Origin of the sequence: Pseudomonas sp. Irchel 3H7, assembly GCF_900187605.1 — a bacterium.
Taxonomy (GTDB): domain Bacteria; phylum Pseudomonadota; class Gammaproteobacteria; order Pseudomonadales; family Pseudomonadaceae; genus Aquipseudomonas.
The window spans coordinates 82606-107908 of the sequence record NZ_FYEA01000001.1; the positions used below are offsets into that span (position 1 = coordinate 82606).

The 25303-nt window shown below is 60.0% G+C and carries 27 protein-coding genes and 1 riboswitch; of the genes, 18 read left to right on the plus strand and 9 right to left on the minus strand.

The annotated features are described in order from the left end of the window. Window positions 1-263: 263 nt before the first annotated feature. Together CKW38_RS00310 and CKW38_RS00315 are read right to left on the minus strand one after the other, a co-directional pair. Window positions 264-2648, minus strand: a complete 2385-nt coding sequence (locus CKW38_RS00310) for an RND family transporter (protein WP_095111456.1) — start codon at window positions 2646-2648, stop codon at window positions 264-266. Then, window positions 2645-3688 (minus strand): YCF48-related protein, encoded by a 1044-nt coding sequence (locus tag CKW38_RS00315; protein ID WP_095111457.1) that lies wholly within the window; start codon window positions 3686-3688, stop codon window positions 2645-2647. Before CKW38_RS00315 ends, CKW38_RS00310 begins: the two co-directional genes overlap by 4 nt. A gap of 439 nt (window positions 3689-4127) precedes the next feature. On the opposite strand from CKW38_RS00315, the gene CKW38_RS00320 reads away from it, so the two are divergent. From CKW38_RS00320 to CKW38_RS00350, 7 genes are all read left to right on the plus strand, one after another. Further along, the gene (locus CKW38_RS00320) at window positions 4128-4718 is read left to right on the plus strand and encodes an amino acid synthesis family protein (RefSeq protein WP_095111458.1); all 591 of its coding nucleotides are present in this window, start codon (window positions 4128-4130) and stop codon (window positions 4716-4718) included. Window positions 4719-4749: 31 nt separating this feature from the next. After that, window positions 4750-5583: an alpha/beta fold hydrolase gene (locus CKW38_RS00325; protein WP_095111459.1), complete on the plus strand. Its 834-nt coding sequence runs from the start codon at window positions 4750-4752 to the stop codon at window positions 5581-5583. Next, window positions 5580-7061 carry an aldehyde dehydrogenase gene (locus CKW38_RS00330; RefSeq protein ID WP_008088056.1) on the plus strand — a complete coding sequence of 494 codons (1482 nt, stop codon included), beginning with the start codon at window positions 5580-5582 and terminating at the stop codon, window positions 7059-7061. Before CKW38_RS00325 ends, CKW38_RS00330 begins: the two co-directional genes overlap by 4 nt. 12 nt (window positions 7062-7073) lie before the next feature. Continuing rightward, entirely contained in the window at window positions 7074-7559 is a 486-nt protein-coding gene (locus CKW38_RS00335; protein ID WP_095111460.1) for a flavin reductase family protein, read from the plus strand. A gap of 131 nt (window positions 7560-7690) precedes the next feature. After that, window positions 7691-8095 carry a carboxymuconolactone decarboxylase family protein gene (locus tag CKW38_RS00340; protein ID WP_008088075.1) on the plus strand — a complete coding sequence of 135 codons (405 nt, stop codon included), beginning with the start codon at window positions 7691-7693 and terminating at the stop codon, window positions 8093-8095. A gap of 42 nt (window positions 8096-8137) precedes the next feature. Continuing rightward, complete coding sequence (locus CKW38_RS00345; protein ID WP_095111461.1) at window positions 8138-8890, plus strand: GntR family transcriptional regulator; 753 nt, start codon at window positions 8138-8140, stop codon at window positions 8888-8890. A gap of 1 nt (window position 8891) precedes the next feature. After that, window positions 8892-9455, plus strand: coding sequence for an NUDIX hydrolase (locus tag CKW38_RS00350; RefSeq protein WP_095111462.1), 564 nt, complete (start codon window positions 8892-8894; stop codon window positions 9453-9455). 66 nt (window positions 9456-9521) lie between these two features. Here CKW38_RS00350 and CKW38_RS00355 read toward each other — a convergent pair whose 3' ends face one another. After that, a complete protein-coding gene (locus CKW38_RS00355) occupies window positions 9522-9818 on the minus strand; it encodes a DUF1330 domain-containing protein (RefSeq protein ID WP_095111463.1) in 297 nt (98 codons plus the stop codon). A 68-nt stretch (window positions 9819-9886) separates the two neighbouring features. Between CKW38_RS00355 and ribBA the strand changes: the two genes are divergently transcribed. From ribBA to CKW38_RS00380, 5 genes are all read left to right on the plus strand, one after another. Continuing rightward, window positions 9887-10996, plus strand: a complete 1110-nt coding sequence (gene ribBA, locus CKW38_RS00360; protein WP_095050094.1) for a bifunctional 3,4-dihydroxy-2-butanone-4-phosphate synthase/GTP cyclohydrolase II — start codon at window positions 9887-9889, stop codon at window positions 10994-10996. Window positions 10997-11463: 467 nt separating this feature from the next. Continuing rightward, window positions 11464-12489, plus strand: a complete 1026-nt coding sequence (locus tag CKW38_RS00365) for an ABC transporter substrate-binding protein (RefSeq protein WP_007918009.1) — start codon at window positions 11464-11466, stop codon at window positions 12487-12489. Continuing rightward, window positions 12486-13433 (plus strand): ABC transporter permease, encoded by a 948-nt coding sequence (locus CKW38_RS00370; RefSeq protein WP_176472268.1) that lies wholly within the window; start codon window positions 12486-12488, stop codon window positions 13431-13433. Before CKW38_RS00365 ends, CKW38_RS00370 begins: the two co-directional genes overlap by 4 nt. Window positions 13434-13439: 6 nt before the next feature. Then, on the plus strand, window positions 13440-14249 hold the full coding sequence (locus CKW38_RS00375) for an ABC transporter permease (RefSeq protein WP_007918021.1): 810 nt from the start codon (window positions 13440-13442) through the stop codon (window positions 14247-14249). A gap of 16 nt (window positions 14250-14265) precedes the next feature. Then, entirely contained in the window at window positions 14266-15420 is a 1155-nt protein-coding gene (locus tag CKW38_RS00380; RefSeq protein WP_095111465.1) for an ABC transporter ATP-binding protein, read from the plus strand. A 271-nt stretch (window positions 15421-15691) separates the two neighbouring features. Here CKW38_RS00380 and CKW38_RS00385 read toward each other — a convergent pair whose 3' ends face one another. Together CKW38_RS00385 and CKW38_RS00390 are read right to left on the minus strand one after the other, a co-directional pair. Further along, complete coding sequence (locus tag CKW38_RS00385) at window positions 15692-16417, minus strand: transporter substrate-binding domain-containing protein (RefSeq protein ID WP_095111466.1); 726 nt, start codon at window positions 16415-16417, stop codon at window positions 15692-15694. An 81-nt stretch (window positions 16418-16498) separates the two neighbouring features. Then, window positions 16499-17074: a TetR/AcrR family transcriptional regulator gene (locus CKW38_RS00390; protein WP_095111467.1), complete on the minus strand. Its 576-nt coding sequence runs from the start codon at window positions 17072-17074 to the stop codon at window positions 16499-16501. 149 nt (window positions 17075-17223) lie between these two features. Between CKW38_RS00390 and CKW38_RS00395 the strand changes: the two genes are divergently transcribed. Together CKW38_RS00395 and CKW38_RS00400 are read left to right on the plus strand one after the other, a co-directional pair. Then, entirely contained in the window at window positions 17224-18021 is a 798-nt protein-coding gene (locus CKW38_RS00395; protein ID WP_095111468.1) for a crotonase/enoyl-CoA hydratase family protein, read from the plus strand. A gap of 31 nt (window positions 18022-18052) precedes the next feature. Next, complete coding sequence (locus CKW38_RS00400; RefSeq protein WP_095111469.1) at window positions 18053-18946, plus strand: alpha/beta fold hydrolase; 894 nt, start codon at window positions 18053-18055, stop codon at window positions 18944-18946. Between the two features lie 214 nt (window positions 18947-19160). On the opposite strand, the gene map is transcribed toward CKW38_RS00400, so the two are convergent. From map to CKW38_RS30085, 3 genes are all read right to left on the minus strand, one after another. Continuing rightward, a complete protein-coding gene (gene map, locus CKW38_RS00405) occupies window positions 19161-19952 on the minus strand; it encodes a type I methionyl aminopeptidase (protein ID WP_095111470.1) in 792 nt (263 codons plus the stop codon). After that, the gene (locus CKW38_RS00410; protein ID WP_007918027.1) at window positions 19949-20176 is read right to left on the minus strand and encodes a ParD-like family protein; all 228 of its coding nucleotides are present in this window, start codon (window positions 20174-20176) and stop codon (window positions 19949-19951) included. The genes map and CKW38_RS00410 overlap by 4 nt, the downstream gene beginning before the upstream one ends. A gap of 122 nt (window positions 20177-20298) precedes the next feature. Beyond that, window positions 20299-20577 (minus strand): hypothetical protein, encoded by a 279-nt coding sequence (locus CKW38_RS30085; RefSeq protein WP_176472258.1) that lies wholly within the window; start codon window positions 20575-20577, stop codon window positions 20299-20301. 8 nt (window positions 20578-20585) lie between these two features. Between CKW38_RS30085 and CKW38_RS00415 the strand changes: the two genes are divergently transcribed. The 4 genes from CKW38_RS00415 to CKW38_RS00430 all read left to right on the plus strand — a co-directional run bounded on the left by CKW38_RS00415 (window position 20586) and on the right by CKW38_RS00430 (window position 24689). Then, window positions 20586-21521, plus strand: a complete 936-nt coding sequence (locus CKW38_RS00415) for a Ppx/GppA family phosphatase (RefSeq protein ID WP_095111471.1) — start codon at window positions 20586-20588, stop codon at window positions 21519-21521. A gap of 42 nt (window positions 21522-21563) precedes the next feature. Continuing rightward, window positions 21564-21758, plus strand: a riboswitch (cobalamin riboswitch). A gap of 143 nt (window positions 21759-21901) precedes the next feature. After that, entirely contained in the window at window positions 21902-22915 is a 1014-nt protein-coding gene (locus tag CKW38_RS00420) for an ABC transporter substrate-binding protein (protein ID WP_095111472.1), read from the plus strand. 8 nt (window positions 22916-22923) lie between these two features. Then, window positions 22924-23928, plus strand: a complete 1005-nt coding sequence (locus tag CKW38_RS00425) for an iron ABC transporter permease (protein ID WP_176472269.1) — start codon at window positions 22924-22926, stop codon at window positions 23926-23928. Beyond that, window positions 23925-24689: an ABC transporter ATP-binding protein gene (locus CKW38_RS00430; RefSeq protein ID WP_095111474.1), complete on the plus strand. Its 765-nt coding sequence runs from the start codon at window positions 23925-23927 to the stop codon at window positions 24687-24689. Before CKW38_RS00425 ends, CKW38_RS00430 begins: the two co-directional genes overlap by 4 nt. Here CKW38_RS00430 and CKW38_RS00435 read toward each other — a convergent pair. Further along, complete coding sequence (locus CKW38_RS00435; RefSeq protein ID WP_176472270.1) at window positions 24628-25179, minus strand: GNAT family N-acetyltransferase; 552 nt, start codon at window positions 25177-25179, stop codon at window positions 24628-24630. The two genes, CKW38_RS00430 and CKW38_RS00435, sit on opposite strands and share 62 nt — an antisense overlap. Between the last annotated feature and the right edge of the window lie 124 nt (window positions 25180-25303).

The window sequence follows — 25303 nt, forward strand, 5'->3', positions numbered from 1 at the left end:
TGCCCTCACCCTAGCCCTCCCGAAACGTCGGACCGCCCAGAGGTAGAGGGGACCGATTGGGGGATATTCGAGATTTACGCCGACTTGAACGATTTGCTGTGAATCCATAATCGACTCGGTATCTCAGGTCGATGGATCAAGCCGCACACCTCGGTCAGTCCCCTCTCCCTCCGGGAGAGGGTTAGGGTGAGGGGCTCTTGATCTTAAAACACAAAAAAAGCCGCAACCCAAAGGTTGCGGCTTTGTCGTTTCAGCCCTTCAGATCAATGCGCAAACAGCGAATTGCCCTTCTGCCCCGCCAGTTTCTCCGGCTTGATCAGGAACTTCGCCAGTGCCGGCAGCAGCCACAGCGCACCGAACATGTTCCACAGCAGCATGAAGGTCAGCATCAGACCCATGTCGGCCTGGAACTTGATCGCCGAGAAGATCCAGGTGCACACGCCGATCGCCAGGCACAGGCCGGTGAACAGCACCGCTTTACCGGTGGATTTCAGCGTCTGGTAATAGGCTTCCTGCAGCGGCAGACCGGCGCGCAGGAAACTTTCCAGACGGCTGTAGATGTAGATGCCGTAGTCGACACCAATCCCCACACCCAGCGCCACCACTGGCAACGTTGCGACTTTCACGCCGATGCCCATGAACGCCATCAGCGCGTTGCCGAGAACCGAGGTCAGCACCAACGGCAGGACGATGCACAGGGTCGCCGCCCACGAACGGAAGGTGATCATGCACATCACCGCCACGCAGATGTACACCAGAACCAGGATAGTCAGCTCAGCCTGTTTGATGACTTCGTTGGTGGCCGCTTCGATCCCGGCGTTACCGGCAGCAAGGATGAATTCCAGGCCGTCCTTGTTATTTTCCTGGGCAAATTCCTGCACCGCGTGCACCGCACGATCGAGGGTTTCGGCCTTGTGATCGTTGAGGAACACCAGCACCGGCGCCAGCGAGCAACTGTTGTTGTACAAGCCATCGGCACGGGCAATCGAGTTGTTCAGCACGTCCGGGTTGCGCGACAGGGTTTCCCATTTCAGGTTGCCCTCGTTCATGCCCTTGATCATCTGTTTGGACACGGTCACCAGCGAGATCGCCGACTGCACGCCCTCGGTGTTCTGCATCTTCCACATCAACTGATCGATCGGCGCCATGGCTTCATAACGCGAACAGCCTTCGGCTTTGGTCTTGACCATCACCACCAGTACGTCAGAGCTGGTGGAGTAATTGCTGATGATGAAGTTGTTGTCCTTGTTGTAGCGCGAGTCCGGACGTAGCTCCGGTGCGCCCTGATCGAGGTCGCCGATTTTCAGGTTCTGGCTGTACCAGAGGCCGCCACCGAAGGCGATCAGCGCCAGCACCACCGAAATGCGTGCGACTTTCGGATTGGCGAAATTCGACAGCAGCCGCCAGAACGGATGTTCGCGGTTCGCGTCTTTCTTGCTCTTGGCAATCGCGCGCTTGCTGATGCCGACATAGGAAATCGCCACCGGCAGCAGAATCAGGTTGGTGAAGACGATCACCGCCACGCCGATGGAGGCGCCGATGGCCAGTTCACGGATCACGCCGATATCGATGATCAATAGCGTGATGAAACCCACCGCATCCGCCAGAATCGCGATCATCCCCGGCAGGAACAGTTGCCGGAAGGTCCGCCGCGCTGCGGTCAGCGCGTTGTCGGCCTCACTGGATTGCAGGGCGATACCGTTGATCTTCTGCACGCCGTGGGAAATACCGATGGCGAAGATCAGGAATGGCACCAGCATCGAATACGGATCAAGCCCGAAGCCAAAGAAGTGCATCAGACCGAGCTGCCAGACCACCGCCACCAGCGTCGTGCTCAACACCGCAATGGTGCTGCGTACGCAGTTGGTGAACCACAGCAGCAGAATCAGGGTAATGACGAAGGCGATGCCGAAGAACAGCACGACCATCACCAGACCATCGATCAGGTCGCCGACCTTCTTGGCGAAACCGACGATGTGGATTTTGACGTTGGGGTTCTGCGCTTCGAACTTGTTGCGGATCTTGTCTTCGAGTTCATGGGAGAACTTGCGGTAGTCCAGCGCGAGCAACTTGCCCTGGTCTTCCGGGTCCGGGTAGGACTCCAGCAGCGGGATGTCGACGATGCTCGACTTGAAGTCGTTGGCCACCAGACGCCCGACCTGGCCGGACTTGAGCACGTTGTTGCGCAGCAGATCGAGGCTGTCCTGCGAGCCGTTGTAGCTCTGCGGGATCACTTCACCGCCGGCAAAACCCTCTTCGGTCACTTCGGTCCAGCGTACGCTCGGACTCCACAGCGACTTCAGCCCGGAACGGTCAACGCCGGAGATGTAGAACACCTCGTCGTTGATCTGGCGCAGGGTCTCCATGTACTCCTTGGAGAAGATGTCGCCGTCCTTGGCTTCCACCGAAATGCGCACGGTGTTGCCCAGGTTCGCCAGATCGTTGCGGTGCTCCATCATCTTTTCGATGAAGGGATGCTTGAGCGGGATCATTTTTTCGAAACTGGTCGACGGCCGGATCAGCGTGGCCTGCCAGAACAGGAAAATGCTCACCACCAGACAGATCAGGATCACGGCCGGGCGGTTGTTGAAAATCAGGCGCTCAAGAAACGTCGCCTTGTCCTGCTGAGGAGTGATCAAGGAAGTCATAGCCCCGCCTTCTTGTTATTGATCTCGGCACCGTTTGGCTGCGTGGTGTGAAGCCCACCCTGCCCGCTCAGAATCAAGTTGCCGTCGCCGGCAGCGGTGACCGATGACAGCGAGATGCGGTCCGGACGGTTGAACACGCTGAAGGTTTCGCCGTTGTCGCTGCTGCTGATCACCGAACCGCCGTTGCCGACGATGACGATCGAGCCATCCGGGAGCAAGGTTGCGCCGGACAAGCCGAATTCCAGCGCACCGCGTGCGGCTTTCAGTTCGACCTGTTGCCAGTTGCTGCCGAAATCGGTGGAGCGGTAGAGATTGCCGCGCAAGCCGTAGGCCAGCAGGGTCTGCGGTTGGGCTGTGCCGATCACGCCGAAGAGCGAACCTTCGTACGGGCCTTCGAGTTTTTCCCAGGTCTGACCGTCGTCGGCGGAGCGGAACATGCTGCCCGACTCGCCAACGATGAACAGCCCGGCGTCTTTCACCGCGGCGATGGCGTTAAGGTGGAATTGATCTTCGTTGTCGAGGCGGTCGCTGACGTCTTCCCAGTTCTTGCCGCCGTCGGTGGTTTCCAGCAGCGCGCCGTACGCGCCCACAGCGAGGCCACTGTTGACGTCCTTGAACCAGACGTCGAGCAGCGGCGACTCACGTTTGAGGTCTTCGAATTGCTTGGTCCAGGTCAGACCGCCGTCTGCGCTGGCGAGGATTTGCGCGTCGTGGCCGACCGCCCAGCCGTGCTTGTCGTCGACAAAGTACACCGCCGTCAGCAGTTGCCGGGTCGGCACTTTGGCCTGGGTCCAGGTTTTGCCCTGGTCATCGGAATAGAGAATGTGCCCACGATCGCCGACCGCGACCAGGCGCGCGCCAGCGTGGACGACATCGAGAATCAGACTTTTCGCGGCTTTCGCAGATTCGGTGGCATAGACCACGTCAGCCGGGGCCTCGGCGGCAATCACAGGTGCCGATAACGTGGCAAAGCCCAGCAGAGAGAGTGCTGTGGCCAGCAACGCGGTGTTGCGTAACGCCGGCGGGCGGCAACGACTCATAGACCTTCCCCTATTTATTATTGTTAGGCCATCTGGCCTTCAAGGGCGCCGCAAGTGTGCTCCGCTGATGGCTGGTCAGAAGCATAGTCCTGAAACCCGCAATCCAGAGCCACTTCGGAAGCTGGCTCATCCTATCGGGCTTTCGAAACGTCTGACAATCGGCGCCACGTTATCTTTTGTTAACCGCATTGCTGACGAATTTCACCCTGTAGGAGTGAGCCTGCTCGCGATAGCGGTGTATCAGGTAAGAATTCATTGACTGACACACCGCTATCGCGAGCAGGCTCACTCCTACAGGGGGTCGTGGGGGCTTTGGGATTTGAATACATGACCATTCGCCGGGGTGATGCGGCAAAAGTTACCGGGGGGACTTGCACGATCGGTATTATGGTATACCATCAGACGCACAGACACTCTCAATCCCTCAACGGAGCAGCTCATGAGTTTCGAAATTCGCAAGATCGTCAGCTATGTCGAAGAAACCTTCATCGAAGGCGGCAAGGCCACCGACAAGCCAGTGACCATGGTCGGTCTCGCCGTGGTGATGAAAAACCCTTGGGTGGGCAACGGTTTCGTGGAAGACCTCAAGCCGCAGATTCGCGCTAACTGTTCTGACCTCGGTGCACTGATGGTTGAGCGTCTGGTCGGCATCATCGGCGGTGCGGAAAGAATCGAGGCCTACGGCAAAGCCGCTGTGGTCGGTGCTGATGGCGAGATCGAACACGCCTCCGCCGTGATCCACACCCTGCGCTTCGGCAACCACTACCGCGAAGCCGTAAATGCCAAGAGCTACCTGAGCTTCACCAACAAGCGCGGCGGCCCGGGCACCTCGATTCAGATCCCGATGATGCACAAGGACGACGAAGGTCAGCGTTCGCACTACATCACCCTGGAAATGCAGATCGAAGACGCGCCGCGTGCCGACGAAATCGTCGTCGTGCTGGGTTGCGCCGACGGTGGTCGCCTGCACCCGCGCATCGGTAACCGCTACATCGATCTGGAAGAACTGGCCGCCGAAAAAGCCCAGTAATCACAATAAAAAGGCACTGCAGGAGCGCTCCATGATTCGGCTCACCGCTGAACTCACCCCGGCTGGCACCAGTTACCTGGCGACCGGCCAAGGCCAGCCCGTGGTTTTGATCCACGGCGTGGGCCTGAACAAAGAAATGTGGGGCGGGCAGATTGTCGGCCTGTCCAGCCAGTACCGGGTGATCGCCTACGACATGCTCGGCCATGGCGCGAGCCCGCGACCGGCCAGCGGCACCGCCCTGCTCGGTTACGCCGATCAGTTGCTGGAGCTGCTCGATCACCTGAATCTGGCGCAGGCAGCGGTGATCGGTTTCTCCATGGGCGGTCTGGTCGCGCGCGCCTTTGCCCTGCATTACCCGGAGCGCCTGCAAAGCCTGGTGGTGTTGAACAGTGTGTTCAACCGCAGTGAAGAACAGCGTGCCGGCGTCATCGCGCGCACCGCGCAAGCCGCCGAACATGGCCCGGACGCCAATGCCGAAGCGGCGCTGTCACGCTGGTTCAGCCGCGAATATCAGGCAGCCAACCCGGCGCAGATCGCTGCGATCCGCCAGACCCTGGCCGGCAATGATCCGCAAGGCTATCTGACCACCTACGAATTGTTCGCCACCCAAGACATGTACCGCGCCGACGACCTGGGCAGCATTCAGGCGCCGACGCTGATCGCCACCGGTGAACTGGATCCGGGTTCGACCCCGGAAATGGCCGAGCAACTGGCCCGACGCATCCCCGGTGCGAAGGTTGCCGTGCTGTCTGAGCAACGGCATATGATGCCCGTAGAGTCGCCGCGTCTGGTCAATCAGACGCTGCTGGAATTTCTCGAATTCGCACACTCCCGACAAAACCATATAAAGGGGATCGTTGCATGACACTCGCACGCTTCCAGATGTGCATCGGCGGAGAATGGGTCGACGCCCTCTCCGGCAAGACTTTCGAAAGCCTGAATCCGGCCACGGCACAAGCCTGGGCCGAATTGCCTGACGCTGATGAAGCGGATGTCGAACGCGCCGTGCAATCGGCACAGACTGCTTTCGACAGCCCGGCGTGGCGCGGCCTGACCGCCACTGCTCGCGGCAAACTGCTGCGCCGTCTCGGCGACTTGATCGCCGAAAACAAAGAACAACTGGCGCAGCTGGAAAGCCGCGACAACGGCAAGCTGATCCGCGAAACCCGTGGCCAGGTCAGTTATCTGCCGGAGTTCTTCCACTACACCGCCGGCCTTGCCGACAAGCTTGAAGGCGGCACCCTGCCGCTGGATAAGCCCGATCTGTTTGCCTACACCGTGCATGAAGCAATGGGTGTGGTCGCCGCGATCATTCCGTGGAACAGCCCGCTGTACCTGACAGCGATCAAGCTCGCCCCGGCCCTCGCCGCCGGTAACACGATCGTGATCAAGCCGTCCGAGCACGCTTCGGCGACCATTCTTGAGCTGGCGCGTCTGGCCCTCGAAGCGGGGATCCCGCCGGGCGTGGTCAACGTCGTCACCGGTTACGGCCCAAGCACCGGCGCCGCCCTCACTCGCCATCCGTTGATCCGCAAAATCGCCTTCACTGGCGGCGCAGCGACGGCGCGGCATGTGGTGCGCAGCAGCGCCGAGAACTTCGCCAAGCTGTCGCTGGAACTGGGCGGCAAGTCACCGAACATCATCTTCGCCGACGCCGATCTGGACAGCGCGATCAACGGTGCGATTGCCGGGATCTACGCGGCGTCCGGACAGAGTTGCGTGTCCGGTTCACGGCTGTTGGTGCAGGACGAAATCTACGACGAGTTCGTCAACCGACTGGTCGAACGCGCCCAGCGCATTCGCATCGGCAACCCGCAGGAAGACAACAGTGAAATGGGCCCAATGGCCACCGCGCAGCAACTGGCGGTTGTCGAAGGTCTGGTCGCGGATGCCATCGCCGAGGGCGCGCGCTTGCGTACCGGCGGCAAGCGCCCGACCGATCTCGGCGAAGGCTGGTTCTATGAGCCGACGCTGTTCGAATGCGACCGCAATTCGATGAAGATCATGCAGGAAGAAGTCTTCGGCCCGGTGGCGTCGGTGATTCGCTTCAAAGATGAAGCCGAGGCACTGGCGATCGCCAACGACTCACAGTTCGGCCTCGCCGCTGGCATCTGGACGCGTGATTTAGGCCGCGCTCATCGCCTCGCTCGCGATGTTCGCTCGGGAATTATCTGGGTCAACACTTACCGTGCGGTGTCAGCGATGGCACCGATCGGCGGCTTCAAGAACAGTGGCTATGGACGCGAAAGCGGCATCGATTCGGTGCTGGCCTACACCGAACTGAAAACGGTGTGGATCAACCTCTCCCAGGCACCGATGCCTGATCCGTTTGTGATGCGCTAGGAGTCCTGCGAAATGATCGAACCCGGCATTTACAAAGACGTCATGAGCTCGTTCCCGTCCGGCGTTACGGTGGTCACCACCCTCGACCCGGACGGCGGCATCGTCGGCATCACCGCCAGCGCTTTCAGCGCGCTGTCGATTGACCCGGCGCTGGTGCTGTTCTGCCCCAATTATGCTTCCGACACTTACCCGGTGCTGCGTGACAGCAAGAAGTTCGCGATCCATTTGCTGTCGGCTGACCAGACGGCTGAGGCCTATGCGTTTGCTGGTAAAGGCAAGGACAAGGCCAAGGACATCGAGTGGCATTTGAGCGAACTCGGTAACCCGATCTTGGCTAAAGCCACGGCGATCATCGAGTGCGAGTTGTGGCGGGAATATGACGGTGGTGATCACGCGATCATTGTTGGCGCGGTGAAGCACCTGATCCTGCCGGCGCAACCGGTGACACCGATGATCTACCACAAAGGCAAGCTCGGGCCGTTGCCAACCCTGGCCTGAAGCGACAATGCAGAACCCTGTGGGAGCTGGCTTGCCAGCGATGAGGGCTTAACATTCAACATTGATGTTGGCTGATAGTCCGCTATCGCTGGCAAGCCAGCTCCCACAGGGATTGAGGTGAGGCAAAGAGTATGAGTAACGAAAAGTACGAAAAAGGCCTGAAAATCCGCACTCAGGTATTGGGCGAAGCCTACGTGCAGCGCTCTATAGAGAACGCCGACGACTTCACCCGTCCGCTGCAGGAAATGGTCACCGAATACTGCTGGGGCCATGTCTGGGGTCGCGAAGGTTTGTCGCTCAAGGAGCGCAGCATGATCAACCTGGCGATGATCTCGGCGCTCAACCGTCCGCACGAACTCAAGCTGCATGTGCGTGGCGCCTTGCGTAACGGCCTGAGTCGTGAGCAAATACGCGAAATTCTGCTTCAGGTCGGCATTTATTGCGGCGTTCCGGCGGCCGTGGACAGTTTCCGGCTGGCCCGTGAAGCCTTTGCCGAAGCCGACGCCGAAGCCCCAGTTAACCCCTCGGCTGTTTAGATGCCCGTCTGGCATGGACAGCCAACCGAAAGAGCGGACCCCATGAAACGCCAGCCACTCGACGACAGCTTCAAGGTCAATCGCAACCCCGTTACTCTGCGCGAAATCGTGCTGGATAAACTGCGTAGCGCGATCATGAATTTCCAGCTCATGCCCGGCGATCGTCTGGTCGAACGCGATCTGTGCGATCGCCTCGGCGTGAGCCGTACGTCGGTGCGTGAAGCCTTGCGTCACCTGGAATCCGAAGGTCTGGTCGAGTTCGCCGATGCGAAAGGCCCGCGTGTAGCAATCATCACCCTCGCCGATGCCGTCGATATCTACGAGTTGCGTTGTGTGCTCGAAGGCCTGATCGTGCAGTTGTTCACCCTGCGCGCCAAAGCCAAGGACATCAAAGCCCTGGAAAAAGCCCTCGACGAGAACCGCAAGGCGCTCAAGGACGGCGAACTGCAACAGGTGATCGACTCGGTACAGGGCTTCTACGACGTGCTGCTCGAAGGCTCGGGCAACCACGTGGCGGCGACTCAGTTGCGTCAGTTGCAGGCGCGCATCAGCTACCTGCGCGCGACCTCGGTTTCCCAGGAGAACCGTCGCGGCGCGAGTAATCAGGAAATGGAAAAAATGGTCGAAGCGATCAAGAGCGGCGATCCGCTGGCGGCGCATCAGGCCTGTGTCGATCACGTTCGCGCTGCCGCTGCGGTAGCGCTCGACTATCTCAAGCGCAAGCAGGAAGAGACCGGCGCTACGCCACCGATCACTCTGCCCATCGCGCTGAAAGAACCCCGTATAGGTCACTGATATGTTCAGCCCGAGCTATTGCCCGAAATGCGGTGGCCCTGACCTTGGTCAGCAGATACCGGCGGGCGATACGCACGAGCGCCTGATGTGCCGTGGCTGCGGCTACATCCACTACGTCAATCCGAAGATCATCGCCGGCTGCATCATCGAGCAGGATGGCAAATACCTGCTGTGCCAACGGGCGATTCCCCCGCGCCCGGGCACCTGGACGCTGCCCGCAGGGTTCATGGAAAGCGGCGAAACCACCGAGCAAGCGGCGATCCGTGAAGTCTGGGAAGAAAGCGGCGTGCGTGCGGAAATCGTCTCGCCATATTCGATTTTCAGCGTGCCGAAGATCAGCGAGGTGTACATCATCTTCCGTGCGATCGCGCTGGAGATCACCGGGCAGTACGGGCCGGAGACCATGGATTACAAGTTCTTCGCGCCTGAAGACATTCCGTGGGAGCAAATTTATTACCCGGCGATCCGGCAGATTCTTGAGCGCTATATCGAAGAGCGTCAGGCTGGGGTGTATGGGATTTACATGGGCAATGATGACAGCGGCAAGATCCACTTTATCCGCTGATCACCACCTTTCCCCCTGTCTGATCGTTCCCACGCTCCGCGTGGGAACGATCAAATACGGTGAGTCTTAAATTGGGGCGATACCTTCGACGATGATGATTTCCGCCCTCGCCCATTCTTCGCGATAACTCTTCGCTTCCTGGTACGCCGCCGAGTGGTAGCACGCCACAGCCTTCTCATAGCTCTCGAACTCGATCACCACGCTGCGCTGCGGCGTCTTGCGCCCTTCCATCGCTTCGCTGCGCCCGCCCCTCGCCAGAAATTTCGCGCCGAATTCGGCGAACGCCGCCGGCGCGCGCTGGGTGTATTGGCTGTAATGATCGGCATCGGCTATATCCACGTGAGCAATCCAGTACGCCTTCATAGTGACCTCTTTGTTGATTTTGTATTATGGTATACCAATATATTTCCAACGAACCCTGAGAGTCCAGCATGGCCTTCAACAGCATCGAAGAAATCATCGAAGATTATCGCCTCGGCAAAATGGTTTTGCTGGTCGATGACGAAGACCGCGAAAACGAAGGCGACCTGTTGCTCGCAGCCGACCGTTGCACGCCTGAGGCGATCAGCTTCATGGCCCGTGAAGCGCGCGGGTTGATCTGCCTGACGCTGACTGACGAACATTGCCAGCGTTTGGGCCTGGAGCAAATGGTCCCGGCCAATGGCAGCGTGTTCAGCACTGCGTTCACCGTGTCGATTGAAGCGGCGGTTGGCGTGACCACTGGCATTTCGGCGGCGGATCGCGCCTGCACCGTGGCCGCCGCCGTCGCGCCGAATGCCCGCGCTGAAGATCTGGTGCAGCCCGGCCACATCTTCCCGCTGCGCGCCAAGGAAGGAGGCGTACTGACCCGCGCCGGCCACACCGAAGCAGGCTGCGATCTGGCGCGCCTTGCTGGTTTTACCCCGGCCTCGGTGATCGTCGAGGTGATGAACGACGACGGCACCATGGCCCGTCGCCCGGATCTGGAAGTGTTTGCGCGCAAACACGGGATCAAGATCGGCACCATCGCCGACCTGATCCACTATCGCCTGAGCACCGAACACACCATTGAACGCATTGGCGAACGTGAGCTGCCGACAGTGCATGGCACGTTCCGTTTGATCACCTTTGAGGATCGCATCGAGGGCGGCGTGCACATGGCGATGGTCATGGGTGATTTGCGCCGTGAGGAACCGACGCTGGTGCGTGTGCATGTGATCGATCCGCTGCGTGATCTGGTCGGCGCCGAATACAGCGGGCCGACGAACTGGACGCTGTGGGCGGCGCTGCAACGGGTCGCGGCTGAGGGACATGGGGTTGTTGTGGTGCTGGCCAATCATGAATCTTCGCAGGCGTTGCTGGAGCGGGTGCCGCAATTGACCCAGCCGCCAAGGCAGTTCAGTCGCTCGCAATCGCGGATTTATTCGGAAGTGGGGACTGGAGCGCAGATTCTGCAGAATCTGGGGGTTGGCAAACTGCGTCACTTGGGCCCTCCCCTCAAATATGCAGGGCTGACCGGCTATGACCTGGAAGTGGTCGAAAGCATTCCGTTCACTGAATAAAGCTGCCCTCACCCCAGCCCTCTCCCGGAGGGAGAGGGAGCCGACCGAGTTGTTTAGTCGCTATACGCCGACCTGAGATTCCGAGTCGAACTCAGGCCTTGAACAGCATGAAGATCTGCTCCCTTTCTAATACCCAATCGAGCTCGGTTTTGAACAGCACAAAAATCGGCTCCCTTTCCAATACCGGGTCGGACTCGGTTTTGAACAGCATGAAAATCTGCTCCCTTTCCCCCTCTCCCATTGGGAGAGGGCTGGGGTGAGGGGCTGAATCTGAAATTTCTACACATCTCTCAAGTGAAAACCATCAACCGCCAGATAACCGGTAAGGCAAAGTGCTTGCACAAAGTTTGGAATACCATAATATGATATTCCATAGACCGGACACTCCAACGAACGTCCAGCTACTGCTCCCGACAGGCGGGCAACAACGCAAGCCCGCTCAAAAACACAACAATGAGGGCGTAAAAATGGTGTTGAACAAAGCTGCAACCGCGATCTTTTTTGCGGGACTGCTCAGCGTCACCGGCCAGGCTGCAATGGCTGCCGAAAGCGTGAACTTCGTCAGCTGGGGCGGAAGCACCCAGGATGCGCAGAAACAGGCCTGGGCTGATCCTTTCAGCAAGGCCAGCGGCATCACCGTCGTGCAGGACGGCCCGACCGACTACGGCAAACTCAAAGCCATGGTCGAGAGCGGCAACGTGCAGTGGGACGTGGTCGATGTCGAAGCCGATTTCGCCCTGCGCGCCGCCGCTGAAGGCCTGCTCGAACCCCTCGATTTCAAAGTCATTCAGCGCGACAAGATCGACCCGCGCTTCGTCAGCGATCACGGCGTCGGCTCGTTCTTCTTCTCCTTCGTTCTCGGCTACAACGAGGGCAAACTCGGCGCCAACAAGCCGCAGGACTGGAGCGCCCTGTTCGACACCAAAACCTACCCCGGCAAACGCGCCCTGTATAAATGGCCAAGCCCTGGCGTGCTCGAACTGGCGCTGCTGGCCGACGGCGTCGCGGCCGACAAGCTGTACCCTCTGGATCTGGATCGCGCCTTCAAGAAACTCGACACCATCAAGAAAGACATCGTCTGGTGGGGCGGCGGCGCGCAGTCGCAGCAACTGCTGGCGTCCGGTGAAGCGAGCATGGGCCAGTTCTGGAACGGCCGCATTCACGCACTGCAAGAAGACGGCGCACCGGTCGGCGTGAGCTGGAAACAGAACCTGGTCATGGCCGACATTCTGGTCATCCCCAAAGGCTCGAAAAACAAGGACGCGGCGATGAAGTTTCTGGCCGCCGCCAGCAGCGCCAAAGGCCAGGCCGACTTCTCCAACCTGACCGCCTACGCCCCGGTCAACCTCGACAGTGTGGAGCGTCTGGATTCGACGCTGGCCCCCAACCTGCCGACTGCCTACGCTAAGGATCAGATCACTCTTGATTTCGCGTACTGGGCCAAAAACGGCCAGGCCATCGCGACACGGTGGAACGAATGGCTGGTCAAATGAAAATGGCGGCCACCGCGTCCCGTCCCTCCACTGCCACCGGGAGCGCCACCGGCGCTGCCGGTTCGGCCCACGGAACACAGGCGGTTGCGATGCAGCAAACCCCGTCCCTCAGACAACGCTGGCGCGGCGCCGGCAACCTCGTGCCGGCGCTGCTGTTCATCGGTCTGTTCTTTCTCGCGCCGTTGATTGGCCTGCTGTTGCGCGGCGTGCTCGAACCGACACCGGGCCTTGGCAACTATGAACAGTTGTTTGCCAACTCGGCGTACGCCCGAGTGCTGCTCAACACCTTTTCGGTGGCCGGGCTGGTAACGCTGTTCAGCCTGCTGCTGGGCTTTCCACTGGCCTGGGCGATCACCTTGGTGCCGCGTGGCTGGGGGCGCTGGATTCTCAACATCGTGCTGCTGTCGATGTGGACCAGCCTGCTCGCCCGCACCTATTCGTGGCTGGTGTTGCTGCAAGCGTCCGGCGTGATCAACAAGGCCTTGATGGCGCTGGGCATCATCGATCAGCCGCTGGAGATGGTGCACAACCTCACCGGCGTAGTGATCGGCATGAGCTACATCATGATCCCGTTCATCGTCCTGCCGTTGCAGGCGACCATGCAGGCCATCGACCCGATGATTCTGCAGGCCGGTTCGATCTGCGGCGCCAGTCCATGGACCAACTTTTTCCGGGTGTTCCTGCCGCTGTGCCGGCCGGGTCTGGCCTCAGGTGGCTTGATGGTGTTCGTCATGTCGCTCGGTTACTACGTCACCCCGGCGCTGCTCGGCGGGGCGCAGAACATGATGCTGCCGGAGTTCATCATTCAGCAGGTGCAATCGTTCCTCAACTGGGGCCTGGCCAGTGCTGGCGCAGCGTTGCTGATCGCGATCACTTTGGTGCTGTTCCACTTCTACCTGAAGCTTCAGCCGGAATCCCCGGTTGGCGCCAGTAACGCGAGGTAAGCCGACATGCTCCTGACCCCAAATGCGATGAGCCGGCGCATGCGCTTCGGCTTGTATGCAACCACCGGGCTAATCGGTCTGTTCCTGCTGTTGCCGATCGTGTTTATCGTGCTGCTGTCGTTCGGCTCCTCGCAGTGGCTGGTATTCCCGCCGCCGGGCTGGACGCTGAAATGGTACGGCCAGTTCTTCTCCAACCCGGACTGGATGAACGCCGCTGCCGCCAGCCTCAAGGTTGCTGTGCTGACGACGATCTGCGCCGTGGCCCTCGGTCTGCCGACTGCGTTTGCGCTGGTGCGCGGACGTTTTCCCGGCCGGGAAATGCTCTACGGCCTGTTCACCCTGCCGATGATCGTGCCGCTGGTGATCATTGCCGTGGCGGTGTACGCGCTGTTCCTCAAGCTCGGTTACACCGGGACGATGTTCGCCTTCGTCGTCAGCCATGTGATCGTCGCGCTGCCGTTCACCATCATCTCGATCATCAACTCGCTGAAGCTGTTCGATCAGTCGATTGAAGACGCGGCGGTGATCTGCGGTGCCTCGCGCCTGCAAGCGGTGTTCAAGGTGACGTTCCCGGCGATTCGCCCGGGCATGGTTGCCGGCGCCCTCTTCGCCTTCCTCGTTTCGTGGGACGAAGTGGTGCTCAGCGTGATGATGGCAAGTCCCACCCTGCAAACCCTTCCCGTGAAAATGTGGACCACCCTGCGCCAGGACCTGACGCCAGTGATCGCCGTCGCTTCGACGCTGCTGATCGGCTTGTCTGTTTTGGTCATGGTCATCGCCGCCGCGCTGCGCCGGCGCAACGAAATCAGCGCCTGAGCGCCAGGAGTACGACATGAGTGCCGTGATCAAAGACGCTTCCCAGCAGAACGACAAACCTCTCGTCAGCCTGCGCAACCTGAACAAGCATTACGGCGACTTTGCTGCCGTCGACAACATTTCGCTGGACATCAAGGACGGCGAGTTCCTGACCTTCCTCGGCTCCAGCGGCTCGGGTAAAAGCACCACGCTGTCGATGCTCGCCGGATTTGAAACGCCGAGCAGTGGCGAAATCCTCGTCAACGGTCAGTCGCTGGTGAATGTGCCGCCGCACAAGCGTGATATCGGCATGGTGTTCCAGCGCTATTCGCTGTTCCCGCATTTGTCGGTGCGCGACAACATCGCCTTCCCCTTGGCGATTCGCAAACTGGCGACGGCTGAGCGTGACAAGCGCGTCGATGCCATGTTGAAACTGGTGCAGCTTGAGCAGTTCGCCCATCGCCGCCCTTCGCAACTGTCTGGCGGCCAACAACAACGTGTCGCCATTGCCCGGGCGCTGGTTTACGAGCCACGCATTCTGTTGATGGACGAACCGCTCGGTGCTTTGGATAAAAAGCTGCGTGAAGATCTGCAGGATGAATTGCGCCAACTGCATCGGCGCTTGGGCATCACCATTGTTTACGTGACCCACGATCAGGAAGAAGCCATGCGCTTGTCGCAACGCATCGCGATTTTCAGTCACGGCAAGATTGTTGGTCTGGGTAGCGGTTATGACCTTTATCAGAATCCGCCGAATGCGTTTGTCGCCTCGTTCCTCGGCAACTCGAACTTCCTCAAACTCAAGGCGCAGGGCAATGCGGCGGCGAGTTTTGAGGGGCAGTCGTTGTCGATTCGACTGACCGCTGGGTTGCACACCGATCAGGACGTTTTGCTGATGGTGCGGCCGGAAAAGGCACTGGCGTTGAGCGTCGCGCAGGCGATCAGCGAACCGTTGCCGTCGGGTTGGAACGAGGTCTCAGCGAAGGTTGTGGAGGTTTTGTTCCTCGGTGAAAGCCAGACCTGTAGCGTAGTCACCTCGGGCGGCACGTCGATGACGGTGAAAGCATTGTCAGCCGCCGGCATGCCGCTCAAGGCTGGCGACCCAGTGCAAGTACGCTGGGCCACCGCTGATGCCTGCGTCTACACCGAATGGACCGAAAGCGACCTCAACAAGGCCGCCGGTTCTCACTGAAATCCCCTGTAGGAGCTGCCGCAGGCTGCGATCTTTTGATCTTGTTTTTAACAGCAAGATCAAAAGATCGCAGCCTGCGGCAGCTCCTACAGGAATACATTCCAAATGTGGGAGCGAGCTTGCTCGCGAAGGGGCCGTGTCAGTCACAAACAATGTTGAATGACACACCGCATTCGCGAGCAAGCTCGCTCCCACAGGGTCTGCCGTCATTTCAAGAATGTCCCCCTCAGGGCCACCCCAGCGTCGGGCTGCGGTGGCTCTTTTTTTTGTCTCAAGGCGCCACCGTCACATCGCCCTGTCCACTCTCGGCCAGCGCTGCAGCGACAAACCCTTCAGCCTTCTTGCGCTCGACGAACGCCCGCACATACGCTGCGCCTGCCTCCCGCCCACGGGGCACCGCCATGGCCTGGCGAATCGCCGTGAATGCGCCGTCCAGCACGCGGTAACGCGCGTCGGCATCCGCGACTTTCTGCAATGGCTGACGGACACCGGCGGCGGCATCCAGGTGTTGCTCGATAAACAGGTCAACGGCACCCGCCGAGGTTTCGGCACGCTCCAATTGTGCGTGCTGCAGCGTGCGACTGAGGAACAGGTCGTAGGCTGCGCCTTTGCCAACGGCCAGTCGCAATCCTGGCTGATCCAGATCCTCGACCTGGCGATACGCCGACTGCACCTCGACCAGATAAGTCCCCTCGATGATCACGTACGGCTCGCTGAACGCAATCTGCGCCTCACGCACCGGCTCGATGGCGAGGAATGCCAGGTTCCACACGCCCTCCTCCAGCGCCGCGAAAACCTTGCCCGCCGCATCAAACGTACGCATCTCCAACTCGACACCCAACTCGGCAGCCAGCGCTATCGCCAAAGCCACCGAGACACCTTGCGGCGCACCATCCGCCCTGCGCTGCGCCAGCACCGGGTTACCGAAGTTGATCGCGGCATGCAGCACGCCGTCGGGCGCGAGATCGGCCATCACGGCCGGGGTGATTGGACTCATGGTGTTGCTCCCTGATTGGATAAAAAGTCAGTGTGCGTCGTGGCTGACACTGTCGAGGACACAACACACAGCGCGTAAGCCTTATGTCGTTGCCTGACAGGCACTCAAGTGTTCCAGCGCCCGACGCGTCACCGCATCGATGTAAGCCGCGTCACCATAGACCCGAGCCAGCAGAATCGCCCCCTCGTAATCCGCCACCCATTGTCGAGCGGTCAGCAAGGCTTGTCCCTCATCGACCTGGCCTTCCAGCAAATGCGCAAACGCCTTGGCCCATGCATCGAAAAAGCTGCGAATCGGCTCCAGCAGTTCACTTTTGCCGTACGCCGCATCGACCGCCACCACACCCATCAGGCAACCGATCGAGTCATCCTGAAACAGCCTCGCCGCCTTACGCCCCATTTTTGTCAGGCGTTCTTCGGGGCTGAGTTTTTCATCAAAAGCTACGGCAAACAGGGTCTGGTTAATTACCTGATGCGTCCAGTCCAGCACGTCACGCAGCAAGGCTTCCTTATTCGGGTAGTGGTGATAGAAAGACGCCTTGGTGAAGCCGCAGGCGGCAGCAAGCACGTCCATGGTGGTGCCATGATAGCCAAGGCGCTTGAAGGTATTGGCGCACCGCAGAAGCAGCTCTTCACGGGGGATTTTCAACGGTCGCACGAGTATTTCCTGATCCGGATAACTGGCGGTGATTCTATGACATAAGCCTGCCCTTCTCAATTTGACGGTTACCAACTGTTCGTTTAGTTTCTATTTACCGAACGGATGGTCAGTAACTGGCCGCCGACAAAAAATCAGGGAGAGCAGAGATGAACGAAGCCAACAGTGGCCCCGGCCGAGTCACCCGCGAACAACGCGGTCAGTTGTTTTTGATCGGTCTGGATCGCGCCGGCAAACGCAACGCATTCGACAGTGCAATGCTGACGGACCTGGCATTGGCCATCGGCGAGTATGAGCGCAATGACGAACTGCGCTGCGCCGTGCTGTTCGCCCATGGCGAGCACTTCACTGCGGGTCTGGACTTGATGGAACTGACGCCAAAACTGGTGTCAGGCGCCTTCAAGTATCCTGAAGAAGGCATCGACCCATGGGGCGTTTCCAAACCGCGCAGGCGTAAACCGGTGGTGGTTGCCATTGAAGGCATTTGCTGGACGGCGGGCATCGAATTGATGCTCAACGCCGACATCAGCATTGCCGCCACCAATGCCCGTTTCGCTCATCTGGAAGTGTTGCGCGGGATCTCACCCGCCGGCGGTTCCACCGTGCGCTTCACCCGCGCAGCGGGCTGGACCGCCGCCATGCGCTACATGCTCACGGGGGAAGAGTTCGATGCCACTGCCGCCCTGCACATGCGCCTGCTGACCGAAGTGGTCGCACCCGGCCAGACTCTGGCACGCGCCATCGAGTACGCCGAACGCATTGCCAAGGCTGCGCCTCTGGCGATTCAGGCGACGCTGCAATCGGCGTTTCTGGCGCAGGATCAGGGTGACGATGCGGCACTGTCGAAGCTTGATGAACAACTGCTGGCCCTGATCAAAACCGAGGATGTCCGCGAAGGCGTCATGGCGATGATGCAAAAGCGCGAACCGCAGTTCAAAGGTCGCTGAAGGCTTTGCTCAACTCACTCGGAACAATTTCATGAACACCATGGCCGCAGCCTTCACCGAATCGATCCAGAGACAGGACATCGCCCTCATTGCCCGCGATGGTTATCCGTTGTCAGCCAAGCGCTACAGCGCGCCGGGCGCGGTCAAAGGCAACCTGATCATGGCCGGCGCCACCGGGGTGCAACAGCGTTTTTATCGGCGCTTTGCCGAGCATGCAGCGCGTCAGGTCTTCAATGTCCTGACCCTCGATTACCGGGGCATCGGTGAATCGAAGCCGGCTTCCCTCAAAGGCTTTGAGATGTCTTATCTGGATTGGGCTTATCAGGATCTGGCGGCGGCAGTGGACCTGCTAAGCCAGGAAGCGTTGCCGTTGTATTGGGTCGGCCATTCGTTTGGTGGTCACGCGATTGGTCTGTTGCCCAATCACCACGCCCTGACGGCTTGCTACACCTTGGGCAGTGGTGCGGGATGGAGCGGCTGGATGTCCAGAGCCGAGGCCTGGAAAATCCGTCTGATGTGGACGTTTGTGCTGCCGGTGATTGTCGCCCGCAAAGGCTACATGGCCTGGAGCATGCTGGGCATGGGCGATGATTTGCCGCTGGGTGTTTACAACGACTGGAAACGCTGGTGCAAATTCCCCCACTACTACTTCGACGACCCCGAGATGAGCCATCTGCATGCGCTCTACGCCGAAGTCACAACGCCATGCGTTTTCGCCACGTCGGTCGATGATCCGTGGGCGCCGCCGCGTTCGCGCGATGCGTTTGTCAAAGCCATGGTGAATGCACCGCTGACATTGCTGGATTTGCAGCCGCCACTGGGCAGCAAACCGTACGGGCACATGGGTTACTTCCGCGAAAGCGCACAGCCGTTGTGGGATGAGGTGCTTGATTGGCTGCAAAGCGTCCCTGCACACACCACATAACTTGTAGGAGCTGCCGCAGGCTGCGATCTGTTGATCTTGCTGTTAAAAACAAGATCAACAGATCGCAGCCTCGTTTCACTCGACAGCTCCTACAGGAGTGCATTCCAACTGTGGGAGCGAGCCTGCTCGCGAATGCGCTGTGTCATTCAAAATTGTTGGTGACTGACACGGCCTCTTCGCGAGCAAGCTCGCTCCCACAGAGGGTTTATGGTGTTTAGGTGATCGGGGAATAGCCTTCGATTTCATCCGGCCATGCGGTGAGGATTTCGAAGCCCGTCTCCGTCACCGCCACCATATGCTCCCACTGCGCTGACAACGAGCCATCCTTGGTCAGCACCGTCCAGCCATCGGGCATGTTCTTCACATGGCGCTTGCCGGCATTGAGCATCGGCTCCACGGTAAAAATCATCCCCGCCTTCAACTTCATGCCCTGATTGGGAAAGCCGTAATGCAGGATTTGCGGTTCATCGTGATAGACCTTGCCGATCCCGTGCCCGCAATACTCACGCACGACGCTGAAGCCTTCCTTTTCCGCCAACGTCTGGATCGCGTGGCCGATATCGCCCAAGGTGGCGCCCGGCTTGACCACGCGAATACCCGCGCACATGGCGTCATAGGTAGTCTTGATCAGATGCTGCGCTTCAGGTGTTGCCTCGCCGACCACGTACATGCGGCTGGTATCACCGAACCAGCCATCCTTGATCACCGCGATGTCGAGGTTGACGATATCGCCATCCTTCAGCGGTGTGCCCGACGGGATGCCGTGGCACACCACATCGTTGACCGAGGCGCAGACGGTTTTCGGAAAACCGTGATAACCGACGTTGGCCGGCACTGCTTTTTGCACATTGACGATGTAGTCGTTGCACAGTTTGTCGAGTTGATCAGTGGTGACGCCCGCCTTGACGTGCGGCACCAGCATCGCCAGTACTTCGGCGGCGAGTTTGCCGGCGGCGCGCGATTGAGCGATGTCGGCCGGGGTGTTGATCTTGATCTGGTTTCTCATGCGCTGACGGCTTCCTGAGTCAGTTGTTGCAGATCCAGCCCGCCGTTCTGTTCGGCGCGGATCAGCAAGCGGCAAATGGCGCTGTGGTCGAGGTTGGGGTGCAGTTCGGCGAGCATGCCGATGCGCATCCAGTGCTCGGCCTGCGCGTTGATCGAGCGGCTGAGCGCATTGCTGGAGATGCGCAGGTTCTCGTGCATGTCCTCTGAAATCTTTACGATGCCCATATATGAATCCGATACGATGTGTATATGGATCGTATATTAGCCAAGCATCCACCAAAATTGCAAACACACACGCTGATCGTTCCCACGCTCCTGCGTGGGAATGCAGCCCGTGACGCTCCGCGTCACTGGACGCGGAGCGTCCCTAGAGGCATTACCACGCGGAGCGTGGGAACGATCAGTTCGCGGCATTGCCAAATCGCGGGCAAAAAAAAGCTGCCAAATTCGGCAGCAAAAACTTTAAGAACACGCGATGTATTGGCCTCAGCATAGACGCCGGATAATGACAGTGTCATGACAGCCGCAAATTCATTGAACCGCCCCTGCCCCGTCATCAGGATGTCATCAAGATCACGGCAGAATCCTCGCAAACCGTATTGAGCCTCGCGACGGATGCTCTGCAAGGATTCCCATGAAAGACGACGCCTCGCTGTTTGCCGCCATCGACCTGGGTTCGAATGCCTTTCGCCTGATGATCGGCCAGTCGGTGCGCAGTCGAAAGGGCCTGCAGATTCAGGAAGTGAAAACCCTGCGTGAACCGGTGCGGCTTGCCGAAGGCTTTGATGGCGGTGCGCTGGATGCACTGGCACTGGATCGCGGCTGGCAGGCATTGGCGCGATTCGGCAAGAAACTGCGCGGTTTCGAGGCCGGCCGGGTGCGTGCGGTGGCGACCAGTGCGGTGCGTGAAGCGGATAACGCGCAGCTGTTTCTGGCCAGTGCCGAGCGGCATCTGGGCTTTCCCATCGACGTCATTTGCGGCCATGAAGAGGCGCGGCTGGTCTACGCCGGCGTAACTCACGCCTTGCCCAGCGCCGACGACCTGCGCCTGGTGGTCGACATCGGCGGAGGCTCCACCGAGCTGATCCTCGGCCAGGGCTCACAACCGTTGTTAACCGAAAGCATCGCCATCGGCAGCGGCACCTTGAGCACGCGATTCTTTCGCGGCGGCGATGTGTCCGCCGGCGCGCTACAGGAGGCCGAACGCTTCGCCATCCTGCAGTTTGAACACGTCGCCAAGCGCTATCGCGCGCAAGGCTGGCAGCAGACCATCGGCTCTTCCGGCACCGCACGCATGCTGGCCAAAGTGCTCAAGGCCAATCGCCTCAACGACTTCGGCCAGGACGGCATCACCTACGGCGGTCTGCTGCGCCTGTCGTTACTTCTGCTGAAAGTGAACAACGTGCAACAGCTCAAGCTCGCCGGCCTGCAACCCCATCGCCAGAGCATTCTGCCCGGCGGTCTGGTGTTGATGCTGGCGGCGTTCAAAGTGTTCGGCATCGCGCAAATGCTGCCCTCCGAACCGGGCCTGCGTTTAGGCGTGTTGCACGGTTTGATGAGCCAGCACTAATCCTCGCCGCAACAGATTCGTCTCCCCTTCAGCGGCTTGATCGACTACCATGCCGCCGCTGGTTCCCGAACGGGACTAACAGGGAATCCGAGGTGCTTGCACAGCATTGACCGGAACTGCCCCCGCAACTGTAGGTGCCGAGCCTGCTCCACGACTGCCACTGGGTGAATCCCGGGAAGGCCGGAGCCAGGCGATGACGCATCAGTCAGGAGACCTGCCGGCACAGTGATTACTAACCGGCGGGGTGTCCGGGAAGGACATCGTGCCGTGTACTTCTGCTTTTGATGACCGGCCTTGCGCAGTTCCCCTGACCGCGTTCGATGGTGTGTTTCCGATCCGTACTCTCCCGCTCCCCGTACGGTTCCCCTGGAGACTGCCCCATGCTGCTGCCCCGCATCGCCACCCTCATCACCGGCCTGAGCCTTAGCGCCATGGCGCAAGCGGCACCGACGGTCTATCCGCTGACGATCGAAAACTGCGGCAGCACCCTCAATTTCCAACACGCACCGACGCGCACCGTGACCATCGGCCAGGCCGGCACGGAAATGCTCTACGCCATGGGCCTGGGCGATAAAGTCGTCGGCACCTCACTGTGGTTCAACAATGTGCTGGCCAAGTACAAGCCGCAGGACGACAAGATCGAACGCCTGGCCGACAACGAACCGAGTTTCGAGTCGGTGATCGGCAAGCGCCCGGAACTGGTCGCCGTGGAGCTGGAATGGATGGTCGGCCCGCAAGGCGCGGTCGGCACCCGTGAGCAATTTCATGAATTGAAGATTCCGACCTACCTGCTGCCCTCCGATTGCGAAGCCAAGGACAACCTCGTCGGCGCCGACGGCACGCGACTGGCGCCGTTTCGCATCGAGACGATTTACAAAAGCGTGAGCCAACTGGCGCAAATCTTTGATGTGCAGGAGCGTGGCCAGCAACTCAATGATCAACTCAAGGCCAGCCTCGCCAAGTCGATTGCCACCGCCCAAGGTAAACAACTCAAGGACGCCAGCGCGCTGGTGTGGTTCTCCAGCGCACAAATGGACATCGAGCCATTTGTGGCCGGGCACAAAGGCGTTCCCGATTTCATGCTCAGCACCCTCGGCGTGCGCAACGTCGTGCAGTCCGATGAAGAGTGGCCAACAGTCGGCTGGGAAACCATCGCCAAGGCCAACCCGACTTTCCTTGTGATCGCGCGCATGGATCGTCGACGCTTCCCCGCTGACGACTATGAAAAGAAACTCGCCTTTCTGCGCAGCGACCCGGTGACACGCAACATGGACGCGGTGAAACACAACCGCATCATCATTCTCGACGCCATGGCCATGCAGGCAAGCCTGCGCATGTTCGACGGCATCGAGCAACTGGCCACGGCCATCAACGGCTATGACCTGTCGCAATGAGTGCCAGCCTGATCCGTACGTTGCTGGCCCTGGCGACGCTGTTGATTGCAGTGGTTGCGGGCGTGGCCATTGGTGAGACATCGATTGAACCGGGCGTGGTCGTGCAAGTGCTGGCGAACAAATTGTGGGGCGCCGGATACGCGCTGGATCCTATCGATGAAGGCATCGTCTGGAACTACCGCCTGACCCGCGCGCTGGTCGCAGCCGCGTGCGGTGCCGGTCTGGCGACGTGCGGGGTGATTTTGCAGTCGCTGCTGCGTAATCCGCTGGCCGATCCCTACTTGCTGGGGATTTCTGCCGGCGCCTCGACCGGGGCGGTGATGGTCGCGCTGCTTGGCGTTGGCGCGGGGATGATCTCATTGTCAGTCGGTGCATTCGCCGGCGCGGTCACGGCGTTCGTGCTGGTGATTCTGCTGGCGCGAGTCAGCGGTTCGGCCAGCGGCACCGGGCAGATCATTCTTGCCGGGATCGCCGGTTCGCAGTTATTCAATGCCCTGACGGCGTTTCTGATTACTCGTTCGGCCAGCTCCGAACAGGCGCGCGGCATCATGTTCTGGCTGCTGGGCAATCTTGGTGGTGTGCGCTGGCCATCGGTGTGGCTGGCAGTGCCGGTTGCCGTGCTGGGACTGGTCGTGTGCCTGTGGCATCGGCGGGCGCTGGATGCGTTTACCTTTGGCGCGGATTCGGCGGCATCCCTCGGCATTCCGGTGCGGCGCGTGCAGATTCTGCTGATTGGCTGCGCGGCGTTGGTGACAGCGGTGATGGTGTCGATTGTCGGTTCGATCGGTTTTGTCGGACTGGTGATTCCCCACGCCGCGCGGCTGTTGCTCGGTACGGGTCATGCGCGATTGCTGCCGGCCAGTGCCTTGGGCGGCGCGGTGTTTTTGATTGCTGCTGATGTGCTGTCGCGCACGCTGATCAAGGGTCAGGTGATTCCGGTCGGGGTGATTACCGCGCTGGTCGGTGCGCCGGTGTTCGCCTTGATTCTGGTTGGCCGCAGGTCCGCGCGATGAACAGTGTTCTGAGTTGTTCTGGTCTGAGCTTCAAGGTACGCGGCGCCGAGTTGCTCAACGGTGTCAGCCTTGACGTCCGGCGCGGCGAAACCTTGGGTATCGTCGGGCCAAATGGCTCGGGCAAATCCACCCTGTTGAAGTTGCTGGCAGGGCTGCGTGAACCGAGCGCCGGCGAGGTGCTGCTCGAAGGTCAGCGTCTCGGCAAAATGGCCCGGCGCAGCATTGCGCAGAAGCTGGCGGTGGTCGAACAACAGGCCGACACCGACGACGGCATTCGCGTGTTCGATGCCGTGGCGTTGGGGCGCACGCCGTGGTTGTCGGCGCTGCAACCGTGGTCGGCGGCGGACAATGCCATCGTCGAGCAGGCGCTCACCGACGTTGACGCGACGCACCTGCGCACGCGTCTCTGGCGCAGCCTGTCGGGTGGTGAGCGACAGCGGGTGCATATCGCTCGCGCCCTGGCGCAGCGACCGCAGATTCTGTTGCTGGACGAGCCGGCCAACCACCTCGACATTCAGCATCAACTGACCATTCTCAACGTGGTGCAGGCGTTGCCGGTGACCACGTTGATCGCTCTGCATGATCTTAATCAGGCGTTGAAGTGTGATCGTCTGGCGGTGCTGGAGCGCGGGCGGCTGGTGGCGCTAGGCGCGCCGCTGGAAGTGCTGACACCGCAGCGCTTACAAGACACTTTCGGGGTCAGGGCGCATTACCTGACGGACCCGTTCGATGGGGCGCAGATTCTTCGGTTTCACTCATGAGATTGTGCATGTGGGTTGTTTGCCAGACCGGGTCAGCGTCGACATCGATAATCTCGAAGCCTTGGCGCTGCCAGAACGCGATGGCGCCCGGCAGAAATGGATGAGTATGCAGGTAGATCACTTCAACTCCGTCGGCGAGTGCCAGGTCTTTGAGTGATCGATACAGCGCACCGGCCAGGCCTGAGCGGCGCTGTGATGGCAGGACAAACAGACGGACGATTTCCACCACTTTAAGGTCCGGATAGAGCAAGTGCGGGAAGCGTCGGTCGTAAGGGAGATAGCCGATTGAGGCGACAATCTGCCCTTCGTGACGAGCGATCAGAAAGCGCCCTGCCCCACGCAGATAAACCTCGGCAAACCGCGCCAGATCGTCGGGCATGCCGGTCGCGCTGAGCTTGGGGAAAAGCTCGGCACGGGCGCTTAGAACAAAATCCAGCATCTCGGGAATGTCTGCGTCGGACACGGTTTGGATAACGGGTTGATCACTCATGTAGCGGCAAATACCTAGGATGCGGCTGGGCACAGTAGCAACAGCTTTTCGGCGATGCCATGAGAATTCCCGTTTCTGAAAATACATACACAACCCCTGTAGGAGTGAGCCTGCTCGCGATAGC

Coding starts and splice junctions, on each gene's coding strand:
- CKW38_RS00385 (WP_095111466.1), bottom strand. CDS start 16,417: ATGAGTCCAATCACCCCGGCCGTGATGGCCGATCTCGCGCCCGACGGC.
- map (WP_095111470.1), bottom strand. CDS start 19,952: ATGAGAAACCAGATCAAGATCAACACCCCGGCCGACATCGCTCAATCG.
- CKW38_RS00395 (WP_095111468.1), top strand. CDS start 17,224: ATGAACGAAGCCAACAGTGGCCCCGGCCGAGTCACCCGCGAACAACGC.
- CKW38_RS00345 (WP_095111461.1), top strand. CDS start 8,138: ATGAAACGCCAGCCACTCGACGACAGCTTCAAGGTCAATCGCAACCCC.
- ribBA (WP_095050094.1), top strand. CDS start 9,887: ATGGCCTTCAACAGCATCGAAGAAATCATCGAAGATTATCGCCTCGGC.
- CKW38_RS00435 (WP_176472270.1), bottom strand. CDS start 25,179: ATGAGTGATCAACCCGTTATCCAAACCGTGTCCGACGCAGACATTCCC.
- CKW38_RS00325 (WP_095111459.1), top strand. CDS start 4,750: ATGATTCGGCTCACCGCTGAACTCACCCCGGCTGGCACCAGTTACCTG.
- CKW38_RS00365 (WP_007918009.1), top strand. CDS start 11,464: ATGGTGTTGAACAAAGCTGCAACCGCGATCTTTTTTGCGGGACTGCTC.
- CKW38_RS00310 (WP_095111456.1), bottom strand. CDS start 2,648: ATGACTTCCTTGATCACTCCTCAGCAGGACAAGGCGACGTTTCTTGAG.
- CKW38_RS00430 (WP_095111474.1), top strand. CDS start 23,925: ATGAACAGTGTTCTGAGTTGTTCTGGTCTGAGCTTCAAGGTACGCGGC.
- CKW38_RS00375 (WP_007918021.1), top strand. CDS start 13,440: ATGCTCCTGACCCCAAATGCGATGAGCCGGCGCATGCGCTTCGGCTTG.
- CKW38_RS00415 (WP_095111471.1), top strand. CDS start 20,586: ATGAAAGACGACGCCTCGCTGTTTGCCGCCATCGACCTGGGTTCGAAT.
- CKW38_RS00355 (WP_095111463.1), bottom strand. CDS start 9,818: ATGAAGGCGTACTGGATTGCTCACGTGGATATAGCCGATGCCGATCAT.
- CKW38_RS00350 (WP_095111462.1), top strand. CDS start 8,892: ATGTTCAGCCCGAGCTATTGCCCGAAATGCGGTGGCCCTGACCTTGGT.
- CKW38_RS00330 (WP_008088056.1), top strand. CDS start 5,580: ATGACACTCGCACGCTTCCAGATGTGCATCGGCGGAGAATGGGTCGAC.
- CKW38_RS00320 (WP_095111458.1), top strand. CDS start 4,128: ATGAGTTTCGAAATTCGCAAGATCGTCAGCTATGTCGAAGAAACCTTC.
- CKW38_RS00410 (WP_007918027.1), bottom strand. CDS start 20,176: ATGGGCATCGTAAAGATTTCAGAGGACATGCACGAGAACCTGCGCATC.
- CKW38_RS00370 (WP_176472268.1), top strand. CDS start 12,486: ATGAAAATGGCGGCCACCGCGTCCCGTCCCTCCACTGCCACCGGGAGC.
- CKW38_RS00400 (WP_095111469.1), top strand. CDS start 18,053: ATGAACACCATGGCCGCAGCCTTCACCGAATCGATCCAGAGACAGGAC.
- CKW38_RS00420 (WP_095111472.1), top strand. CDS start 21,902: ATGCTGCTGCCCCGCATCGCCACCCTCATCACCGGCCTGAGCCTTAGC.
- CKW38_RS00340 (WP_008088075.1), top strand. CDS start 7,691: ATGAGTAACGAAAAGTACGAAAAAGGCCTGAAAATCCGCACTCAGGTA.
- CKW38_RS00315 (WP_095111457.1), bottom strand. CDS start 3,688: ATGAGTCGTTGCCGCCCGCCGGCGTTACGCAACACCGCGTTGCTGGCC.
- CKW38_RS00380 (WP_095111465.1), top strand. CDS start 14,266: ATGAGTGCCGTGATCAAAGACGCTTCCCAGCAGAACGACAAACCTCTC.
- CKW38_RS00335 (WP_095111460.1), top strand. CDS start 7,074: ATGATCGAACCCGGCATTTACAAAGACGTCATGAGCTCGTTCCCGTCC.